We start from the raw sequence: 15,137 nt of genomic DNA, 5'->3' as shown, positions 1-15,137 counted from the left end.
GAATTTGGCGCGGACCGCGCCGCTGGGCGGAATCGCCCGTGGAGCCGGATCAGACCCGAAAGAAGCTAGTTTTTCAAGTAAGATGTATGGGTCAGCGCACAATCTGCGTGATACCGCCAATTACGGGCTTATCCCACACGCGGCAAGGCCGGCACTCCAGGGGGATGAAATGCCGGCCCCGCGTCGCATCAGGCCGCAAGGGGTGAAGTTGCGGTCAGTGGTTGAGAAGCCGTTTCAGCTCCTCAAGCTCGTCTCCGAGGTTCGGATTCTTGCTGATTTCGCCCTCGATCTTGCGGATCGCATGCAAAACGGTGGTGTGGTCGCGGCCGCCGAACCGCCGTCCGATTTCCGGCAGCGAACGCGCTGTGAGATGCTTGGCCAGGTACATGCCGATCTGGCGCGGCCAAACGACGGAACGATGACGGCGCTGCGACAGCAGATCGCCCTTCGACACGCCGTAATGTCGGGAAATAATCCGCAGGATATCCTCGATCTTGATCCGGCGCGGCTCAAGGTTCTGCACGAGGTCACGGATGACCGTCTCGGCAATGTCGAGCGTGATCGGCGTGCGCATGTACTGCCACGTCGCGTAAAGGCGCGTGACCGCCCCTTCGAGCTCGCGGCCGTTCTCCGTCAGGCGCAGCGCCAGGAGATCGACGACATCGCGCGACAGCGAGAATGACGGGTCGGCCGCTTTCTTCTCGGCCAGACGCTTGTCCAGCACCTTGAGGCGAAGCTCATGATCGAGAGACTGAAGCTCGGTGACGAGACCACGCTGCAGTCGCGACCGCATACGCTCGTTCAGCCGTTCGATCTGGTTCGGCGCCCGCGCCGAAGCAACGACGACCTGCTTACCGCCGTCGAGCAGTGCATTGATGATGTGATCGAACTCTTGCTCGGTCCGCTCGCCTTGCAGGAATTCGAGGTCGTCGATCAGCAACATGTTGATGTTGCGGAAGCGCTCCTTGAACGCCAGCGGATCAGACGACCGCAGCGCTTCGACGAACTGATAGCGGAAGCGTTCGGCCGTAAGATACAGCACCTGTGCATTCGGCGCCCGCTTCTTCACTTCCCAAGCGATGGCATGAAGAAGGTGGCTCTTGCCGAGGCCGACCGCCGAATGGATGTAAAGAGGATTGTAGCCGGGCGCACCCGTTAGGACCGTTTCCGCAACCTGCGTGGCGCCCGCATGCGCCATCCGGTTCGACGCCCCGACGACGAAGCTTTCAAATGTATAGCGCGGATCGAGCGGCGAACCTTCAAGGCCGCCCGCAGACGTCCGCTGGACGGGCAGAACCGGAGCCCGCAGCGGTGCTGCCGGACGCGGCGTCTCGACGTGCGCGATGGGTGCTGGAATGGCAGCGCTGGTGTGCGCGGCGTCTCCGATACGAGCATCCGCCGGCCGCTGCGGAACCGCACCGGGCTGCCGCCAGACGACTTCGACGCGCTCGGCCGTTGCGAATTCAACGCGCGAGCAGCGCAGCAAGTGCTCGGAATAGTGTTCTTGAATCCAGTTGCGCACAAACTTGACCGGCACCGAAACCTTGACGATCCGTCCATCGAAGCTTTCGAATTCCAGGCTCTTGAACCAGCTCGAATAGACCTCATCTCCGAGCTGAACCTTGAGCATGGCGCGGACCTTGTGACCACGGCCCTCTACCGCAACCGTCGGCGTCTCGGCGCTGTGCTCATTACCTTGAGACTCTGCCTTTTGTGCTGCCTGCATAGTGATGTACTCCCGCTGATAACGCGGGACGCCTGAAAGCGTCCCCCCTCATCACCGTCCGGCATTACCCTCTGCCTTCCGGTGCCGTGCCTTCCGTGTGACGTCTTGCTACCCTTGCAGCCAGTTGAGACCGGCGAATTTCCAGCCTGCGATTTGGCTCCGGTGTTGGGCAGCGTCTAACGGTCCCTCAAAGCCCTCCATGACGTTTCGACACCTCGAATATCCCGCTCCGGCGATTGCCTCGGCAGCCATCCGGCTGCGCCCGCCCGAACGGCAGATAAAAAAAATCTCAGTATTCTTCTCGACTCCCTTGGCAGCCAACGCCGCCGTCAATCGTTCGATAAAGTCCGGAGCGATCCGGCTGTCAGGGAACGTCTGCCATTCGATCAGCATGACGTCCTTGTTGATCTTCGAAAGGTCGGGCACACCCACAAAAGCCCATTCGGCACGCGTCCGAACATCAACAAGAACAGTCTTCGGATCGCCTTCGAGACGCTTCCAAGTTTCGAGAACGGACACGTCCTCGACGCCAGAAGCCTCAACTTTTTCCACGAATTCCCCTCACGCCTTACACAAGTACTGATAAAGACCCGCGAGAATATCCCCAGCCAGAACCAGAGAATACCCAACTATTCTTGGGCTAGCCAAAGCAACTCCCAAGTTGAAACGCAGGTCTTTATCTATTTTGGCGATACAGTCCGGGTCATCAAAGCTTGAAAGACCCGAATGCTACGCTCGCCGAACTTACCAGTGCGAACGACCGCTTTACCCCGCTGCCATCCACTAGAAATTTACTATCCCTTAACCCTCTTTTCGACAAGCACCCCAGCGCAGCCATTGGGGCGATTGAGGCGCACCAAAAGTTGTCCACAGGTACTGGTGAAAACGCGAGTCACATCGCAACCTCTGTGCATAAACCATCTGACTCTATTCGCATTTTTTCCACTGACACACTCTGGGTTGCATCGCCGCCACGACCGTCACCCAGACGTCATTTTCTCTTGCCGTCCGACTCCGCCTCGAAAGAGCGCCAAACTTATCCGGCATCAGAACATCCCGTCCAATGGGCCGGATTCCGGGCGATTAATGACGATAAAAAAACAGCGGGCCCGTTGGCGGGCCCGCTCTTTACCGTAGCGAATATGCAACAGGGAGAAAAATTGGCTCCCCTTATTCACAAGTGCGTTATGCGCTCATGGCCTTGACACGCTGAGCAAGCCTGGAAACCTTCCGGGCTGCGGTCTTCTTGTGCATGACGCCCTTCTGAGCGGTGCGCACGAGAAGCGGTTCAGCGGCCGAAAGCGCAGCAAGTGCCTTGGCTTGGTCGCCCGACTTGATAGCTTCCTCGACCGAGCGAACCTCGGACTTGACGCGCGAACGGCGCGACTTGTTGACTTCGGTGCGGCGGATCATCTGGCGCGTGGCTTTCTTTGCCGACGACGTATTTGCCATTGGGTGTCCTTACGTTTGCTGCGAATGCGCCGTCGCATTCGCAAAATGCTAAGCGCGGCAATGGGTTGAAGATATTGATCGTCGGCCCGGGATTTTCGCTCCAGGCACGGTTTGCGGCGGATATACCCGCCTAACGGCCGCCGGTCAATGAAGCGCACCCGGAAAAGCACGAATCCGTCACAAAAGCCGCCACCGACGGCCGGTCGCAGCGCTTTGCGCCGCCATTTGCGCTAAGTCCATCCCGACTTACATGCTTTTGATCCAGAATTGGGAGACCGCCAGAGAATGTTGTCCATGACCGGTTGGCTGTTTTCTCTCGCGGCTACTGTTTGCGCGACTGTCCTGGCCGCCTCCGCAGAACAGCCGACCCTGCAGATGGCGGCCGTCGCGGTTATCTGCGTAGCCTTCGCCCTGATTGCCATCCGTGATCACCAGAAGCTGAGGAACACCGGCGCGCCGATGAGCGCCATCGCCAGTTCGACGGCGCGATATCTGGCTCTGGTCTGGGCTTGGGCCGCGCTCGCGATCCTGATCACGTACCTCTTCGTTATGGATAAGCACTGGGCCGAGTGGTGGCAGTTTTTCATCGGCTTTCTGTTTGCTGCCGTCGCCACCATCGGCTTCGCCGTCCTTCTCGATCGCGACCGCTCCGCCGGACGCGACGACGCCATGCTGGTGAAGATGGGACGTCTTCTGCTTCAGTTTCAGGTGATCGGCATGGCGGCCGGCGTCATCAGCCTGTTCGTCGATCACAAGTTTCCGCGCGCCGCGACCCACGCCGATTGGGCGGGATGCAACATCTTCTTCTTTGGTGCGCTCGCCATTGCAGCTATCAGCTTGGACGCCCTGCGCTCACGCATGTAGGTTCGAGAGCAGGCCACCGCGCCGTCCAAAAGGGGGAGCTTCCGACACCATGACCTTGCGCCCATCGCTGCCTTGGCTGGCAGTGACACTCGCCGCAGCTCTCATCGCCATGTATCTCGCCTGCCGTCTGATGAAGATCGCGGACTCGGCAGTCGCCGCCGCGGTTTTCTCAGCTGTCATGGTCATGGCCGCGCTGCGAACGAATGCTCCGATCTGGCAGCGCCCGGCAACCGGATCGGCCGTTGCCACGCAGCGCGAAGCGATGCGCGCGAACGTCTTTCTGATTGCCTTGGCATTCCTGTGGTGTGGCGTGGCGTTCTACGCCATCTATCTGGGTACGCACGTACGTTGGCAGCACGGCTGGGAATACGGTACGGCTTGCATGCTCTTTGCAGCCGCCTACGGCTATTACTTGAAGCGGCTTTCAAACCCGAATGACCCGCTCGCGCAAACATCGTCGCTCGACCGCATGGCGAAAATCGCAGGCTATCAGGCGATCTTGATTGCCATCGGCCTTGTCTGGCTGATAGCTGCCGGCAAACTCGCCATCACGCATAAAGGTGACTGGGCCGCGAACCAGCTTTTCCTCGGCGGCGGCTTCGCCGTGATGTGCATCAGTGTCATCCTGATCAAGACGAACGCCGCACTATGCGAGCGCTCAGCCACCTCAACGGCAAGCTGACACCACTTCAGCGCTGACACCGCCGGCAATAAAACGTCGCGCGCCCGGCATGCACCGCGCGACGGATTTCGCCGCCGCATCCAGGAGTCGGACACGTGCCGCCTTCCCGGTCGTAAACGGCAAACCGTTCTTGGAATGCTCCCTTCTTGCCGTCGGCACTGCGGTAATCTCGCAGTGTCGAACCGCCCGCTGCGATGGCCCGTTGCAGAACATCCTTGATCGCGATGACGAGCTTCTCGGCCTTATCTATACCTCCGCGACGGTTCGCCAACGTTGCCGCAACACGATCGGGCGATAGCCCCGCCTGAAACAGCGCCTCGGACGCGTAGATGTTGCCGAGCCCCGCCACGACATGCTGATCCATCAGAAAGGCTTTGAGATTGACCTTCTTGCCCAGCGCTCGCCGCGCCAGATATTCGGCCGTCAATTCATCGCTCAGCGGCTCCGCCCCGAGCTTGCGAAACAGCGCATGCTCCGGCCGCTCCGCGTGCGGCATCATGACCATGAATCCGAACCGCCTGGGATCGTTGTAGATCACCTGCGTCCCGTCGGAGAGATGCAGCACAACGTGATCGTGCGCCGGATCAGGCCCCGTCTCGTGGATGTAGTCCCCCGGCCGGTCGATGAAGTCCTTATGGATGACGGAAAACCGCCCGGTCATGCCCAGATGCATGACGAGATCCTCACCGCTCGAAAGCGTCGCAATCAGATATTTCGCACGCCGCTCCAGCCCGACGATGTCTTGCCCCGCCAACCGCTCGCCGAACCGTTCCGGCAGCGGAAAACGCAAATCCGGCCGCCGCGCATCAATCCGCGCAACCCGGCTGCCGACCAGCACCGGCGCCAGCCCCCGCCTCACGGTTTCGACCTCGGGGAGTTCGGGCATAGGAGAAATGTCACCTGAAATTGACGATGAGATGCGCCGACGATAGCGCGGCCGCCCGCGAGCGGCTATGGTCCCGGATATGGATCAAAACTCAGAAACCGCAAGCCAGAGCACCGCGTCGTTCGGCTTCCGCACCGTGTCCGAGGCCGAACGCCAGGGACTCGTCAACAAGGTCTTCGCGTCGGTCGCCGATCGCTACGACCTGATGAACGACTTGATGTCCGGTGGCCTGCATCGCCTCTGGAAGCGCGAACTCATCACGATGCTGAACGCGCCGCGCAGTGCCACGCCGTTCAAGCTTTTGGACGTTGCCGGCGGCACCGGCGACATTTCCATCCGCTACGCTAAAGATTCAGGGCCGAACGCCACCGCCGTCATCTGCGACATCAGCCCCGAGATGCTCGACGTCGGCCGCCGCCGCATCGCCGATGCAGGACTTGAGAACCGCATCACCTGCGTCGAAGGCAACGCCGAAGAGCTGCCTTTCGAGAACGCGAGCTTCGACGCCTATACGATTGCGTTCGGCATTCGCAATGTGACCCACATCGACAACGCGCTTGCCGAAGCCTACCGCGTGCTGAAGCCCGGCGGACGCTTCCTGTGTCTGGAATTTTCCGAATGCCGCGTGCCGTTGCTCGATCGCGCCTACGACTTCCACTCGTTTGAGGTCATTCCGCGTCTCGGGCAGCTGGCTGCGGGCGATTCGGAATCCTATCGCTATCTCGTCGAAAGCATCCGCCGCTTCCCCAAGCAGGAAGCCTTCGCCGACATGATTCGTAACGCTGGTTTCTCGCGCGTCGCCTATCGCAATCTGACCGGCGGCATCGCGGCGATTCACGGCGGCTGGAAGATCTGATCGGCCACAGCGTGAACTACGTTTTTTGCCCTTCAGCGTAAGTTCAATTGACGCTGGCGGCTGCGATTCATAGCTTTCCCTCTCGGGGACGAAGGAATGACTTTCTTCTATACGAGGAGGTGGGACACATGAAATCGAAGCTATTGATCGGCGTCGCTGCTGCGGCGCTTGTTTCGCTCGGCGCCGGCGTCGCCAATGCTGGCTGCATGACGAAGGGCGCGGTCGCCACGTCAACGTCGGCCGATTCGGCAAAATGGTTCGCGATGGAGACGATGGTCCAGAACGTCAGCTGGGGTCTCTGGCCGGGTTTCCTGGCGAACGGCCAGGTCGCCGGCTACAAGGTCGTCAACAAAAAGTATCGCTGCAGCCCGAACGGCGGCATGGTCACCTGTCACGGCCGCGCAACGTTCTGTAAGCTATAGATCGAGCTGAGCATTTGCTCGAAAGTAGCGCCCGCGGCAATCCGCCGGGCGCTATTTTTTTGTCCGCAAGTTGTATGGCGTCCAAGCCGCGATGGCCCTGGCTGCGGCAGTTACGAATGCCGTCCCGGCTTAACCGTTTTTACCCCTCCGAGCGGCTACACTTGACCCAACGAGGTTGCGGCGCAATGTGCCGAGGCCGAGCGAAACCACGGCCTGCGCCCCCAGAGAATTCAGGACGACGAAATCACCACCATGCCCGGAGCGCTTCTTAACTCCCTACGACTCGCGCGCGCCGGTTTTGTGCTTGCGCAATATGGCGTCCGCTTCGTTCCGAAGGGCATGCCGGTACCGCTGCCTCTAAAACTTGCGCGCATCGCCACATTGCCGGTGACGCTCGTGGCATCGGCCTTCCGCAAAGGCGAGCCGCAATCCGCCCGCGTCGCAACAGCATTGGCGAAGCTCGGGCCGAGCTATGTGAAGCTCGGCCAGTTTCTCGCCACCCGCGCCGACGTCATCGGGCCTGAGCTTTCCGACGATCTGCGCCAGCTTCAAGACAAAGCCGAACCGTTCTCGATGGCGGAAGCCCGTGAAGCCGTTGAACGCGCGCTCGGCGGCAAGCTCGAAGATCATTTCGTCGAATTCGGACCGCCCGTCGCTGCCGCTTCAATCGCCCAGGTCCACAAAGCCTACGTGCTCGACAACGGCGTGAAGAAGGCCGTTGCCGTCAAGATTCTGCGGCCGAACATTGAGAAGCGTTTCTATCGCGACCTCGACAGCTATTATTTCGCCGCGCGGATGATCGAACGCATGTATCCGCCCGCGCGCCGCCTGAAACCGGTTGCCGTTGTCGATAATCTGAAGCACACGACCGACCTCGAGATGGATTTGCGCCTCGAAGCCGCAGCCATCTCCGAGATGGCGTCAAACATCAAAGAGGACGAAGGCTTCCGCGTTCCCGATATCGACTGGAAACGCACGGCCAAACGCGTTCTGACGATCGAATGGATCGACGGGACGCCGATCGCACAACGCGACGTTCTCAAGGCCAAGGGCTTCGACACTGCCGCTCTCGGCATGACCGTGCTGCGCTCATTTCTTCGTCACGCCATGCGCGACGGTTTCTTTCACGCCGATATGCATCAGGGGAATTTGTTCGTCGATGCCAACGGCAAGATCGTCGCCGTCGACTTCGGCATCATGGGCCGCTTGGGCCTGCCCGAGCGCCGCTTCCTCGCAGAAATCCTGCACGGCCTCATCACCCGCGATTACTACCGCGCCGCCGCCATCCACTTCGAAGCGGGCTACGTGCCCCCGCATCACAGCGTCGAAGAATTCGCCCAGGCGATGCGCGCCATCGGCGAACCGATCCAAGGCCGCACGGCAGAAGAAATTTCGATGGCCGACCTTTTGGGCCAGCTCTTCGCCTATACCGAAGTCTTCGACATGCAGACACGTCCGGAGCTGATCCTGCTGCAAAAGAGCATGGTCATCGTCGAAGGCGTCGCACGCGATCTCGATCCAACGTTGAACGTCTGGGTTGCCGCCGAACCGGTGGCGAAGGAATGGATGGAATCCAATCTCTCGCCTCTCGGCCGCTTGCGCGAAGCGGGCCGTGGCGTTGAAACAATTGGCGATGTCTTGATGAAGACTCCGGCGCTTCTGCAGAATGTTGCGCAGGCAATTAACGGCATGTCCCAAATGGCCAATGCGGGACTTCGCCTCGACGATGAATCCGTCGATAAAATCGCATCGCGCTCGCGACGCAGCCGGACAGCCGACATCGCACTTTGGATCGCAGCCGTCAGCCTAGCGATCATTATGATAAAAATGATCAGCGTATTGTAAGCCAGACAACAGACTTCATTAGCGGCGCAGACATTAGCGCGTTGCTTTGCGCGGCCCGACAAGATGGGTTCCGTGCGCGATAGCCGCCGTTGCTCGCATCGTCGCCGCGATATAAATGACTTCCGCAATTTCTGCTTCCGTCACACCGGCATTCTCTGCGTTGGTGCGATGGACTTCGAGGCTGTACGGACACTGAGTTGCGATGGCGACGCCAAGCGCGATCAATTCCTTATAGCGTCGTGGAATGGCACCCGCCGCCATGGCAGCGCGATCGAAGTTTTCGAACGCCGACATCGTCGTCGACGATAGATTTCTTAGATGAGGCAGATTCGAAAGATTGGCGATGTCGTACATGGTAAGTGCTCCCTCCCGCAGGTGTCGTCGAGCGATTTCGATCTGCCGCCGAGACTCGTGACGTTCGCGTCCAGGGTCAAGCAATCCCTCCACTGTCAAATTTGAAGGAGACGAAAATGTCTGAAAGCAGACCGCCGTTCCCGCCCTTCACGCGCGAAACCGCCATTCAGAAAGTCCGCGGCGCCGAAGACGGCTGGAATAGCCGCGATTCGCAGAAGGTCGCGCTGGCCTATTCGGTCGATAGCGTTTGGCGAAACCGCGCCGAGTTTCCGGTCGGCCGTCAGCAGATCATCGAATTCCTGACACGGAAGTGGAACCGCGAACTCGATTATCGCCTCATCAAGGAACTCTGGGCATTTACCGGGGATCGCATCGCCGTACGCTTTGCTTATGAATATCGCGACGATAGCAACCAGTGGTATCGCGCCTACGGCAACGAAAACTGGGAATTCGGCCCCGACGGCCTGATGCACCATCGGTATGCGTGCATCAACGACCTGCGCATTTCCGAGAGCGAGAGGAAATTCCACTGGCCGCTCGGACGCCGCCCCGACGATCATCCGGGATTGTCGGATCTTGGTCTTTGAGCCGATGAAATAAAAAAGGCGCCCCGAGGGGCGCCTTTTTTCTATGCGCTCTGACTGACCGGTTTCGCCGGCGCTCGCCAGATGTAGCTCAAAGAGAAAATTGCAGCCGCCGTTGCGACATACGCGATGAGCTGCATTCCCGTCGGCCGGTCCATGTAACCAACCAGAATGCTCAAGACCCGCCCCGGCCAACTGTTTTCCGACAGAATGGACGAGCTGTCCCAGACCGTTGAATCGAACGCATTCAACAGGCCTGCATTCGACAGCTGCTTGACCGCGGAGGCTGCAAGCCCCGCAGCCAGCAATGTGATGAGAACGCCGGTAAACGCAAACATCTGCCGGATCGGAATGGCCGCGAGCCCAAAATAAAGCGCCATCGACACGACAGCGCCAAGCAGCAGCCCGATACCCGATCCGATCAGAAGTTCGAAACCGGTATCCTTGCCCTGCATGATGATGCCGGTCATGAACAGCACGACCTCGCTGCCTTCACGCATGACCGCCACGGCAACAGCCGCGCCGAGCGCAAACAGCGATTGCCGTCCGGCAGAAACATCGCTGCCCAGCTGCCGCAACTGCTGCGTCATCTCGCGAGCATGATGCGCCATCCAGGCGACGTGCCACCCGAGCATGACGACCGCAAACAGCAGGATCGCCGCGACAAAAATTTCCTGACCGCGGCCGTCGAAAGCGTCTGAGATCCGCGAGGCAAACATCGCAACGATGATTGAGCCTGCGATCCCTGCGAGGACTCCGAGCGATACCGCACCGTTACGGCTATGAACGCCGCGCGATGCCGCGAGCACCACGCCGATGATCAGGCCCGCTTCGAGAACTTCGCGAAAGACAATGATGAGAGCCGCAAGCATCGCCGCCTACTCCGCAACGACGTGACCGAGCGCGCTATCCTGGTGAAATTCACCGAAGAACATGTAGGTGCCAGGCTTTAGCGGCTTCACGCGAATGACCGCTGAGCTGTTGCCGGCAATGATCTTCTCGAAGCCGAGGTCGTGGCTTTCGAATTCTTCCGGCGTCGCGTCGAGGTTCTTCACCGTGATCTTGATCGGCTTGCCGATCGGCAGCTTCAGCGCATCCGGCTCGAACTTATGATCTTTGATTGAGATCTCGACCTCGTGCGTATCCTCCGCCTGGACAGCGACGGCGCCCATCACGACACCGCCGACGGCGAGAACAGAACCAAGAAGAATGGAAGAAAATGACGAATGACGCACGGCACGTGCGAAACGTGAAATACTCATCTCTGCTCCTAATAGGTCAGGATTCAAGGTCCCGAGATCAGGTCCACCGTCAACTGAGCGAACGCCACTAGAAGAGTCAAGAACATTGATCTCGGCCTGGACAGAACCGGTTGGACGGACTGGAGAAAACGCCGAAATTCCATCATTTTTCGTCTTGCCATTTTTTGGCCAGGACAGTGCAGTGCATATGCAGCGCGGGAAATGACATTCGCTGGAAGATTTGAGGATCGGCCAATGTATGCCCGCGCGTCTTATTCCGCTGACGAATTTCCCTCGTTCATGATCTCCGAAAGCGATGCCGATTTCGCGTCGCAAGACTTCTACGCCGGTGAGCCGGTTTGCCCGCAACCGTCACGACGCCTGGAAATCGTTCCCTATACGTATCTTTTCCTTCTTATCGCCGCCACCGTCGGATGCGCCTTCGCCACCGATGCTGAGACGCGACAAGAATGGACTTCGAAATTTGAACGCATCGCATCGTCGTTGGCGACACCAGAACAAGCGCCCTCAGCGCCATTGCCGACGAAAGAGATCGCATCCGCCGACACGCCAGGCTCAACGCCACTTGCCCCGCCTACTCCCGTTCCGCCGCCTGCAGCGATCGCGCCGCCGAGTCAGCCCCTGCCTGAAGTCACCGTCGCCACTGCGCCAGGCGATACGAACGACGACGAAGCGGGTGCAAAAACACCAGCAAAACCGCATGTATCTGACGCCTATGCCCCACCGCGGCCATCGAACGATCCGTTACGCAAAAAGGCCGAAGCCGCCGGCTTGCACCCTGATCTATCGCGCGCGGTTCTCGCACGTCTGACGTCGACGGATTATCGCAACGCGGCTTACGCGATCGGCAAAGCGATCAAAACGGTGCCGAACAACGGCGAGTTCGTCTGGCCACACAAACGCAAAGCCGGACTAGCGGTCTTCACCGTGCATTTCGTCCAGGGCGCGGGACGCGACTGCCGCCGCTATGTCGTGACGGTGACGAAGGATCGCTGGACATCGACCGCACTCCCGATGGAGAAATGCGGTGTCAAAGTCGCGATCCGTGGCGGCAAAGAAAATGCGATCGAATGATCGCAAAACCGCACGCGACTACGGTCCCTGCAGACCGAATGCGACGCGAAGCTTTTTCTGCAGCGTCGAATCTTTCGATTTATCGCCCGCTTTGCCGCTCTTTGGGCCATCATACGTCGCATAAACAAAATCGCGGACCGCAGGATTGCGATCGTATTGATGGATCGCGGCCGGCACACCGCCTTGCGCTGTCACCAGCAGTCCGTCTTTGACCGATAGAAAATTCGTGTTGTGTCCAGATAACGTCGCGACCGCTCCGTCGTATGGCATCACGACCGACGACGGCACGAGATTGACACGTGCGATGACGTTCGTCGTCGCCTGATCGACGCCCGAGCGCATGTGATGACGCCGGCGGACCATTTGCCCGAGTAAAAGCTTCTCCCAGCAATACATCAGCGTGACGCCGTGCCGCCCCAGAACGGTGCCGCTGCAGATCACTTCGTGATGTTTGATTTGATCGTAGACCGGCAGCCCAAAAGTTCGCCGGATCGCATTGCCGTTCCAGCCAGCGGATTCCAGAGAAAAACCTTTGCCCTCTTCGAAAAAAATCATCGGGGCATCAGGCAGCGCTTCGAAAATATCGCCCTGGAAAACGACGTCGCGCGTGTCGGCCAAAAATACGCGTTCGACCTGCCCCGAGAGCGCTTGCAGCACCGCGACATAATCGGTCACGCGCGCAAAATTCATATGAGGCCGCCCGAGGCTCGATGAAACATCTTCGAGGACACAGTCGACGCCCTCCGCATCGAGCGCTTTTCCGAGCTCCGGATCGTTGTTGATGACCAGGACGATCCGGCAGTCATGAAACATTCGCGCTGAACGGACAAACGGACGCAAGTCGGAAATGCTGTAGTTGCGCGCAATCCCGAGGATCAGGTTCGTGCCGGTCCCGTGTTTCAGATCGATTTTAGGCAAACGTCTGACAAGCTGAGATCGGAGCCACTGCGCATAAAGCTTCGACCAGATGTATTGCAGCATATCGTGTGACGCCCCCCAATTTCGCAGGCGCCCCGAGACACCGCAAAAGCAAAAGTCGAATTGCCCAAAAGCATATTCGTCGGATGCGGCGTGAATTAGTTTGTGAAGCTCAAACGCAAAAACGCGCCACTGGCTCAAGGCACAGCGGCGCGTTCTCGAATTCGATAGAGGGCACTGATTGACTTCGTTTTTCAAGAATTCACATGACGTCTCTGCAGACCTGGCAACGACCTACTCTCCCGCGTCTTAAGACGAAGTACCATCGGCGCAGGGGCGTTTCACGGCCGAGTTCGGAATGGGATCGGGTGCAGCCACCCCGCCATAATCACCAGGTCGGCGGAGACGTCATATGACTTCTGTTTCTGGTCTATTTTTTCTGAGCCCTACGCTCATCGTTCGGCGCTCGTGAGAGCGCGCCATTGCCGAAAACCGTTTCGCGGTTTCAGGCAAACGATGAGCATTGCTAAATGAGAGCAATCAAGCCAATCGAGTTATTAGTACCGGTAAGCTACACGCCTTGCAGCGCTTCCACACCCGGCCTATCAACGTGGTGGTCTTCCACGACTCTCGAGGGAGAACTCGTTTTGAGGTGGGTTTCCCGCTTAGATGCCTTCAGCGGTTATCCCTTCCACACATAGCTACCCTGCTGTGCCGTTGGCACGACAACAGGTCCACCAGAGGTGTGTCCAACCCGGTCCTCTCGTACTAAGGTCAGATCCTCTCAATTCTCCTACACCTACGGCAGATAGGGACCGAACTGTCTCGCGACGTTCTGAACCCAGCTCACGTACCACTTTAAATGGCGAACAGCCATACCCTTGGGACCTGCTCCAGCCCCAGGATGTGATGAGCCGACATCGAGGTGCCAAACGACGCCGTCGATATGGACTCTTGGGCGTCATCAGCCTGTTATCCCCGGCGTACCTTTTATCCGTTGAGCGATGGCCCTCTCACAAAGAACCACCGGATCACTATGGCCGTCTTTCGACTCTGCTCGACTTGTCAGTCTCGCAGTCAGGCGGGCTTATGCCATTGCACTCGACGGTTGATTTCCGACCAACCTGAGCCCACCTTCGCACGCCTCCGTTACGATTTAGGAGGCGACCGCCCCAGTCAAACTGCCCACCATGCGCTGTCCCGGATCCGGATAACGGACCGCGGTTAGACAACCATAATCACTAGGGTGGTATTTCACATTTCGGCTCCACCCGAGCTAGCGCCCAGGTTTCATAGCCTACCACCTATCCTACACAAGCAGTCACGATTGCCAGTGCAAAGTTGCAGTAAAGGTGCACGGGGTCTTTCCGTCTAACCGCAGGAACCCCGCATCTTCACGGGGAATTCAATTTCACTGAGTGTGTGCTGGAGACAGTGGGGAAGTCGTTACGCCATTCGTGCAGGTCGGAACTTACCCGACAAGGAATTTCGCTACCTTAGGACCGTTATAGTTACGGCCGCCGTTTACTGGGGCTTCGATTCAAGGCGTGAACCTCTCCTCTTAACCTTCCAGCACCGGGCAGGCGTCAGGCCATATACGTCGTCGTTGGACTTAGCATAGCCCTGTGTTTTAGGTAAACAGTCGCCACCCCCTAGTTTGTGCCCTACCCCTCCGGTTGCCCGAAGAGATAGCCTGCTTCTCCCGAAGTTACGCAGGTAATTTGCCGAGTTCCTTCAGCACACTTCGCTCAAGCTCCTTGGTATTCTCTACCAGTCCACCTGTGTCGGTTTCGGGTACGGTCTATGTGGGGGCTATTTCCAGGGACACATTCGCTGCCTCGGCAATCCAATAAGCCTCAACAACTTGCTGCATCCGTCACACACCCACTGGCCCACGAATATTAACGTGGTTCCCATCGACTACGGCTTTCGCCCTCGCCTTAGGGGCCGGCTAACCCTGCGCAGATTAACTTTACGCAGGAACCCTTGGACTTTCGGAGGAAGTGTTTCTCACACTTCTTTCGTTACTCATGTCTGCATTCGCACTTCCGATACCTCCAGGAGCCCTCACGGGTCTCCCTTCACAGGCTTACGGAACGCTCCGCTACCGCGTACATTGCTGTACACCCGCGTCTTCGGTACACTGCTTTAGCCCCGTTACATTTTCGGCGCATGAACCCTTGTTTAGACCAGTGAGCTGTTACGCTTTCTT

At 58.7% G+C, this 15,137-nt stretch carries 15 protein-coding genes and 2 rRNA genes (1 of these 17 running past the window's edge); 7 read left to right on the top strand and 10 right to left on the bottom strand.

Translation table 11 applies throughout. The features are described 5' to 3' along the window. Nucleotides 1–214: 214 nt before the first annotated feature. The 3 genes from dnaA to rpsT all read right to left on the bottom strand — a co-directional run bounded on the left by dnaA (nt 215) and on the right by rpsT (nt 3,178). Nucleotides 215–1,630, bottom strand: a complete 1,416-nt coding sequence (dnaA, locus tag RLW41_RS11185) for a chromosomal replication initiator protein DnaA (RefSeq protein ID WP_409563217.1) — start codon at nt 1,628–1,630, stop codon at nt 215–217. Nucleotides 1,631–1,834: 204 nt separating this feature from the next. Next, nucleotides 1,835–2,278 carry a rhodanese-like domain-containing protein gene (locus RLW41_RS11180; protein WP_013950544.1) on the bottom strand — a complete coding sequence of 148 codons (444 nt, stop codon included), beginning with the start codon at nt 2,276–2,278 and terminating at the stop codon, nt 1,835–1,837. A 633-nt stretch (nt 2,279–2,911) separates the two neighbouring features. Then, nucleotides 2,912–3,178, bottom strand: a complete 267-nt coding sequence (gene rpsT, locus RLW41_RS11175) for a 30S ribosomal protein S20 (RefSeq protein WP_414464566.1) — start codon at nt 3,176–3,178, stop codon at nt 2,912–2,914. 285 nt (nt 3,179–3,463) lie between these two features. Here rpsT and RLW41_RS11170 point away from each other — a divergent pair, with 285 nt between their 5' ends. Beyond that, nucleotides 3,464–4,042, top strand: coding sequence for a hypothetical protein (locus RLW41_RS11170; protein ID WP_409561814.1), 579 nt, complete (start codon nt 3,464–3,466; stop codon nt 4,040–4,042). A gap of 49 nt (nt 4,043–4,091) precedes the next feature. Then, entirely contained in the window at nt 4,092–4,724 is a 633-nt protein-coding gene (locus tag RLW41_RS11165) for a hypothetical protein (protein ID WP_409561813.1), read from the top strand. A gap of 7 nt (nt 4,725–4,731) precedes the next feature. On the opposite strand, the gene mutM is transcribed toward RLW41_RS11165, so the two are convergent. After that, on the bottom strand, nt 4,732–5,610 hold the full coding sequence (gene mutM / locus RLW41_RS11160) for a bifunctional DNA-formamidopyrimidine glycosylase/DNA-(apurinic or apyrimidinic site) lyase (RefSeq protein WP_414464565.1): 879 nt from the start codon (nt 5,608–5,610) through the stop codon (nt 4,732–4,734). Nucleotides 5,611–5,689: 79 nt separating this feature from the next. Between mutM and ubiE the strand changes: the two genes are divergently transcribed. The 3 genes from ubiE to ubiB all read left to right on the top strand — a co-directional run bounded on the left by ubiE (nt 5,690) and on the right by ubiB (nt 8,733). Next, nucleotides 5,690–6,466, top strand: a complete 777-nt coding sequence (gene ubiE / locus RLW41_RS11155; RefSeq protein ID WP_414464564.1) for a bifunctional demethylmenaquinone methyltransferase/2-methoxy-6-polyprenyl-1,4-benzoquinol methylase UbiE — start codon at nt 5,690–5,692, stop codon at nt 6,464–6,466. A 128-nt stretch (nt 6,467–6,594) separates the two neighbouring features. Continuing rightward, nucleotides 6,595–6,888: a hypothetical protein gene (locus tag RLW41_RS11150; RefSeq protein WP_409561810.1), complete on the top strand. Its 294-nt coding sequence runs from the start codon at nt 6,595–6,597 to the stop codon at nt 6,886–6,888. 252 nt (nt 6,889–7,140) lie between these two features. Beyond that, a complete protein-coding gene (gene ubiB, locus RLW41_RS11145; RefSeq protein WP_414464563.1) occupies nt 7,141–8,733 on the top strand; it encodes a 2-polyprenylphenol 6-hydroxylase in 1,593 nt (530 codons plus the stop codon). 33 nt (nt 8,734–8,766) lie between these two features. On the opposite strand, the gene RLW41_RS11140 is transcribed toward ubiB, so the two are convergent. Then, nucleotides 8,767–9,087 carry a carboxymuconolactone decarboxylase family protein gene (locus RLW41_RS11140; RefSeq protein WP_013950534.1) on the bottom strand — a complete coding sequence of 107 codons (321 nt, stop codon included), beginning with the start codon at nt 9,085–9,087 and terminating at the stop codon, nt 8,767–8,769. Nucleotides 9,088–9,203: 116 nt separating this feature from the next. Here RLW41_RS11140 and RLW41_RS11135 point away from each other — a divergent pair, with 116 nt between their 5' ends. Beyond that, nucleotides 9,204–9,674: a DUF1348 family protein gene (locus RLW41_RS11135; RefSeq protein WP_414464562.1), complete on the top strand. Its 471-nt coding sequence runs from the start codon at nt 9,204–9,206 to the stop codon at nt 9,672–9,674. 41 nt (nt 9,675–9,715) lie between these two features. On the opposite strand, the gene RLW41_RS11130 is transcribed toward RLW41_RS11135, so the two are convergent. After that, a complete protein-coding gene (locus RLW41_RS11130) occupies nt 9,716–10,543 on the bottom strand; it encodes an FTR1 family iron permease (protein WP_414464561.1) in 828 nt (275 codons plus the stop codon). A gap of 6 nt (nt 10,544–10,549) precedes the next feature. After that, nucleotides 10,550–10,933 (bottom strand): cupredoxin domain-containing protein, encoded by a 384-nt coding sequence (locus tag RLW41_RS11125; protein ID WP_414464560.1) that lies wholly within the window; start codon nt 10,931–10,933, stop codon nt 10,550–10,552. A gap of 234 nt (nt 10,934–11,167) precedes the next feature. On the opposite strand from RLW41_RS11125, the gene RLW41_RS11120 reads away from it, so the two are divergent. Next, nucleotides 11,168–12,007 (top strand): hypothetical protein, encoded by an 840-nt coding sequence (locus RLW41_RS11120; protein ID WP_414464559.1) that lies wholly within the window; start codon nt 11,168–11,170, stop codon nt 12,005–12,007. An 18-nt stretch (nt 12,008–12,025) separates the two neighbouring features. Here RLW41_RS11120 and RLW41_RS11115 read toward each other — a convergent pair whose 3' ends face one another. The 3 genes from RLW41_RS11115 to RLW41_RS11105 form a co-directional block, all read right to left on the bottom strand. Beyond that, nucleotides 12,026–12,988 carry a hypothetical protein gene (locus RLW41_RS11115; protein WP_414464558.1) on the bottom strand — a complete coding sequence of 321 codons (963 nt, stop codon included), beginning with the start codon at nt 12,986–12,988 and terminating at the stop codon, nt 12,026–12,028. A 218-nt stretch (nt 12,989–13,206) separates the two neighbouring features. Next, nucleotides 13,207–13,321 (bottom strand): 5S ribosomal RNA (gene rrf / locus RLW41_RS11110). Between the two features lie 140 nt (nt 13,322–13,461). Further along, nucleotides 13,462–15,137: ribosomal RNA gene (locus RLW41_RS11105) — 23S ribosomal RNA — on the bottom strand (it continues 1,117 nt past the right edge of the window).

It is taken from the genome of Hyphomicrobium sp. DY-1, assembly GCF_047497105.1.
GTDB lineage: Bacteria > Pseudomonadota > Alphaproteobacteria > Rhizobiales > Hyphomicrobiaceae > Hyphomicrobium_B.
The sequence above is the reverse complement of the archived record's forward strand: the minus strand, read 5'-3'. Positions and strand labels throughout refer to the sequence as shown.

Coding starts and splice junctions, on each gene's coding strand:
- RLW41_RS11170 (WP_409561814.1), top strand. CDS start 3,464: ATGTTGTCCATGACCGGTTGGCTGTTTTCTCTCGCGGCTACTGTTTGC.
- RLW41_RS11130 (WP_414464561.1), bottom strand. CDS start 10,543: ATGCTTGCGGCTCTCATCATTGTCTTTCGCGAAGTTCTCGAAGCGGGC.
- dnaA (WP_409563217.1), bottom strand. CDS start 1,630: ATGCTCAAGGTTCAGCTCGGAGATGAGGTCTATTCGAGCTGGTTCAAG.
- RLW41_RS11140 (WP_013950534.1), bottom strand. CDS start 9,087: ATGTACGACATCGCCAATCTTTCGAATCTGCCTCATCTAAGAAATCTA.
- ubiE (WP_414464564.1), top strand. CDS start 5,690: ATGGATCAAAACTCAGAAACCGCAAGCCAGAGCACCGCGTCGTTCGGC.
- RLW41_RS11120 (WP_414464559.1), top strand. CDS start 11,168: ATGTATGCCCGCGCGTCTTATTCCGCTGACGAATTTCCCTCGTTCATG.
- ubiB (WP_414464563.1), top strand. CDS start 7,141: ATGCCCGGAGCGCTTCTTAACTCCCTACGACTCGCGCGCGCCGGTTTT.
- RLW41_RS11115 (WP_414464558.1), bottom strand. CDS start 12,988: ATGCTGCAATACATCTGGTCGAAGCTTTATGCGCAGTGGCTCCGATCT.
- RLW41_RS11125 (WP_414464560.1), bottom strand. CDS start 10,933: ATGAGTATTTCACGTTTCGCACGTGCCGTGCGTCATTCGTCATTTTCT.
- rpsT (WP_414464566.1), bottom strand. CDS start 3,178: ATGGCAAATACGTCGTCGGCAAAGAAAGCCACGCGCCAGATGATCCGC.
- RLW41_RS11150 (WP_409561810.1), top strand. CDS start 6,595: ATGAAATCGAAGCTATTGATCGGCGTCGCTGCTGCGGCGCTTGTTTCG.
- mutM (WP_414464565.1), bottom strand. CDS start 5,610: ATGCCCGAACTCCCCGAGGTCGAAACCGTGAGGCGGGGGCTGGCGCCG.
- RLW41_RS11165 (WP_409561813.1), top strand. CDS start 4,092: ATGACCTTGCGCCCATCGCTGCCTTGGCTGGCAGTGACACTCGCCGCA.
- RLW41_RS11135 (WP_414464562.1), top strand. CDS start 9,204: ATGTCTGAAAGCAGACCGCCGTTCCCGCCCTTCACGCGCGAAACCGCC.